Here is a 3,814-nt window from a genome sequence, read left to right on the forward strand (position 1 = left end):
GATCCGGTCACGATGGCCACGATGGCCGCGCCGCTCCTCGCCGCATGGCTCCAGCAGGACTGGTTCGGTCCGCCCGCCCGGCCGGCCGCGCGGGCGCCCGCCCCCGGACCCGAGGCTTTGCCCGACGCTTTCCCCGCGGCGGGCGTCCCGCCCGAGCCCGAAGGCGTGCTGGAGCAGGATGTCGCGCCCGAGCCGGAGTTCCCGTCCGAGCATGCGCCCGGGCCGGACCTCGTCTCGGAAGCGGACCCGGCCCCGGAAGCGGAAGCGGATTCCGTGCCGGAGCCGGATCTCGCGCCGGAGCCCGAGGCCCCCGCATCCGCCCTCACGGTCAGCGAGCACGACGCCTTCCGGGAGATCGCGCGGGCGCTCGGCGTGCGCTACGCGGGCGACGCGGCGGACGACGCGGCCGAGGCGGCGTCCGCCGACCCGGCCGGGCGGGGCGCGGTGGTGCCCTTCTCGTTCGCCGCGGCCCGGTCCGAGCCGGAGCCTTCGGCGCTGCTCGACGGGGTGCCGGGACCGCTCCTGCTCCACCGCGGGCCCGAGATCCTGGCGGCCAACCGGGCCTTCCTCGACCTCGCGGGCTATCCGGACCTCGCCGCGCTCCGGACGGCGGGCCTCGCGCGGCTGTTCCCCGATCCGCTGCCGGAGCCGGGCCGGACGCCGCCCCCGGAGGGCGCGGTGCGTATCCTGGAGACCCGCGGCGGCACCCGGCGGACGGTCGCGCTCGCGCGGGGCGCGATGCCGTGGTCCGGCGGTCCCGCGGACAGCCTCCTGCTCCGCCCGCTCGCGGATGACGCCGAGGGAGCGCCCGGGGGAGCGCCCGGGGGAGCGCCCGGGGGAGCGCCCGAGGCGGCGCCCGTGCCGGCATCCGCGATGGTGTCCGGAACGGCGGTCCGCCCGCCTGCCCCGGTGCCCGACCGGGACGTCGAGCCCGACGCGGACGCGCTGCGCGCCGTGCTCGACGCGGTGGCGGAGGGCGTCGTCGTGGCCGACGCGGCGAGCCGGGTCCTGGCGCTCAACCGGGCCGCCGCGGACCTCCTCGACCGCGACCCGCGCGCGGCGCTGGGCGCGGCGCTGGACGACCTCGTCCCGCCTGATCTGGCAGGTGCCCTCGCAGGTGCCCTCGCCAGCGCCCTGGCGGAGCCGGACGGGCGCTCCGTCGCGATCGCGGAGCGCGGCCTCGCCGTGCGGGCCGCGGTCCTGGGCGGCGGGCGGCGGGCGCTGCTGCTGCGGCCCGCGCCGGAGGCGCCGCGGTCCGAGGGGCCGGGCTTCGTGGCGCGTTTCCTCACCCAGCTCGACCGCGAGATCCGTGCCCCGCTCACCGGCATCCTGGGCTTTGCCGACGTGATGCTGAAGGAGCCCTACGGGCCGCTGGGCCATGCCCGCTACCGCTCCTACCTCAACGACGTGCGCTCCTCGGGCGAGCAGGTGCTGGGGCTGGTCGCCGACCTCGTCGATCTCGCCACCGTCGAGACCGGAGGGCTGCCCCTGAGCCGGCGCCCGCTCCCGCTCAACGACCTCGTCGCGGCCTGCGTCGCCGAGATGCAGGCCGAGGCCGCCCGCGGCCGCATCGTGCTGCGCACGAGCTTCGCCGAGGATCTGGCGCCGCTGGAGGCCGACGAGCCGTCGCTGGCACGTGCCGCGCGCCTCGTCATCGGCAACGCGATCCGGCTCACCGGCGCGGGCGGGCAGGTCATCGTCTCGACGAACCCGGCCGAGCGCGGTGCCGTGGCGCTGCGCGTGCGCGACACCGGGACGGGGATGAGCCCGGAGGAGATCGCCTTCGCGCTGGAGCCGTTCCGCGGCGGCCGTCCCGAGTCCGGCGGCCCCGACGGGGCCCCTGCGGCCGGCGGCGGGGCCGGGGGCGGTCTCGGCCTGCCGCTGAGCAAGGCGCTGGTCGAGGCCAACGACGGCCGCCTCTCCATCTCCAGCCGCAAGGACGAGGGCACCCTGGTCGAGATCCTCCTGCCGGGCCGCGCGGCCCGGCGGGCCTGAGGGGCGGCCGCCCGGGCCGCCCGGTCCCGGCTCAGCCCCGGATGTCGGCCTGCCGCGCTGCGACCACGGCGAAGAGGTCGGCGAGGGCGGCCAGGCTCGCCGCCTGGACCTGTCCGGCCGGGACGACCGACCCGTCCGGCGCGGGCAGGTCGCGGGTGGCGGTCGCCGAGGCGACCACGGTCGGGCGGAAGCCCAGGCTGAAGGCGCTGCGCGCGGTGGAGTTGATGCACATGTGCGTCATGAAGCCTGCCAGCACCACGTCCTTCACGCCCGCCGCCTCCAGCCGCGCCTGAAGGTCGGTGCCGACGAAGGCGCTCGGGTAGGCCTTCGTGATCACCGGCTCGCCGGCCCGCGGGGCGACCTCGTCGCTGATCCGGCCGATCGGCGCCCCGACGTCGTAGGGCGAGCCCGGCCCGGCATCGTGCTGGATGTGGAGGACGGGGATGCCGGCCTCGCGCGCCCGCGCCAGCAGGGCGGCGGCCTCGCGGAGCGCGGGCTCGACGCCGTCGAGCCGCATCACGCCCTCGCGGTAGGTGTTCTGCAGGTCGACCATCACGAGGGCGGAGCCCCCGAGCGGTGCGGGCTCCGGGTCGAGGCCGGAGAGGCCCCGCAGGGTGACGAGATCCGACATGCCGCTTCTCCCTTCGCGACCGATGCGTTCGCTCGGGCACCGGTGTCGGGGCGGGACCCTATCACCGGCCGCCCGGACGACATCCTGACCATAGGTGCAACGGGGCGCCAGGGCTTCGTTCCGGCGCGCGCATGCGCCCCGTCCGCTTCCGGCACGGGGGCGGACTCGGCAGGCGCGAATTTGGCAGGCGCGAGTTTAGCAGGGGCGGACTTGGCGCTCTGGAGGAACGAGGCGCCGTACAGGGCGAGGGCGGCGATGAGGACGAGCGAGAGCGTCAGGCGCATGGAAGCCTTTTCGAGCCGGGCTTCGGGTGGCACGCGCGGGCCCCATCGTCCCGCTGGACCGGCCTCAGCCGCGGCGGACGACGCTCCGGCCGGCCGCGCGCGACGACTGGGACCGGGCGGGTCCGCTCACGCCGACGGCTTCGGACCGGGCTTCGGACGGCGCGGCGCGCTCCTGCGGTGGTCGTCGGCCTTGCGCGGGTCCGGCTTGTTGGCGAGGAGCCGCTTCACGCGCTCGTTGAAGTCGTCCGTCGAGACGGATGTCGCCCGGCCTGTACTGGGTGTGCGTGCCATGTCCGGCCTCCATCGGCGCCCAAGGCACAGGATTGCGCGGAGGGAACGATTGTAGGTGGTCGCATGGACTCGGCTTTACGAGGCCGGGTCCGTAATAAAACCGTCTGAAACATGCGTTTCATCAGGATGCGAGGGTGATCTCACCTTCGCGCATCACGCGCTCGCCGGCCGCGGACTTGACGCGGTACGAGACCTCGCCCGTGCGATCCTCCGGCATCAGGCGCACCACGACGAAGAGGGCGCCCGGGACGCTCGCGGGCTCCGCGTAGCCGATCCGGGACTGCCTGACGTGCTGACCGACCTTGAACTTATGGGACATCGGACCTCCTCGAGGATCTCGGTTGAAGAGGCGCCAGGCCCCTTCAGCGGCGGGCCTTGGCCTTCCGGGCGGCGAAGCGCGCGTCGCGGGCGGCCTTCTGGGCGGCGGCGAGCTGCGCCTGCTGCTCGGCGCGCTCGGCGGCCAGGCGTGCGACTTCGGCGGCCTGGCGCTCCAGCGCGGCGGCTTCCTCGGCCGCGCGGCGGGCCTCGGCTGCCTGGCGCGCCGCCTCCCGCTCCGCCATCCGGACCTCGCGGGCCTGAACGACCGACCGGCGGGCCGCCTGCCGCGCGAGGA

General features: G+C 76.2%; 5 protein-coding genes. 1 reads left to right on the top strand and 4 read right to left on the bottom strand.

Going from position 1 to position 3,814, the window contains the following annotated elements; all coding sequences use genetic code 11:
- On the top strand, positions 1 to 1,995 hold a 1,995-nt coding region (locus tag AX737_RS21515; RefSeq protein WP_066924774.1), incomplete at its 5' end, for an ATP-binding protein.
- Positions 1,996 to 2,026: 31 nt separating this feature from the next.
- On the opposite strand, the gene AX737_RS21520 is transcribed toward AX737_RS21515, so the two are convergent.
- The 4 genes from AX737_RS21520 to AX737_RS21530 all read right to left on the bottom strand — a co-directional run.
- On the bottom strand, positions 2,027 to 2,626 hold the full coding sequence (locus AX737_RS21520) for a cysteine hydrolase family protein (RefSeq protein WP_066924776.1): 600 nt from the start codon (positions 2,624 to 2,626) through the stop codon (positions 2,027 to 2,029).
- A gap of 410 nt (positions 2,627 to 3,036) precedes the next feature.
- Positions 3,037 to 3,201 carry a hypothetical protein gene (locus tag AX737_RS34710; protein WP_197430671.1) on the bottom strand — a complete coding sequence of 55 codons (165 nt, stop codon included), beginning with the start codon at positions 3,199 to 3,201 and terminating at the stop codon, positions 3,037 to 3,039.
- A gap of 121 nt (positions 3,202 to 3,322) precedes the next feature.
- Positions 3,323 to 3,520 (bottom strand): hypothetical protein, encoded by a 198-nt coding sequence (locus AX737_RS21525; RefSeq protein WP_066924778.1) that lies wholly within the window; start codon positions 3,518 to 3,520, stop codon positions 3,323 to 3,325.
- A 43-nt stretch (positions 3,521 to 3,563) separates the two neighbouring features.
- On the bottom strand, positions 3,564 to 3,814 hold a 251-nt coding region (locus AX737_RS21530), incomplete at its 5' end, for a DUF6481 family protein (protein ID WP_066924780.1).

It is taken from the genome of Methylobacterium sp. CCH5-D2 (genome assembly GCF_001556475.1).
Classification (GTDB): domain Bacteria; phylum Pseudomonadota; class Alphaproteobacteria; order Rhizobiales; family Beijerinckiaceae; genus Methylobacterium; species Methylobacterium hispanicum.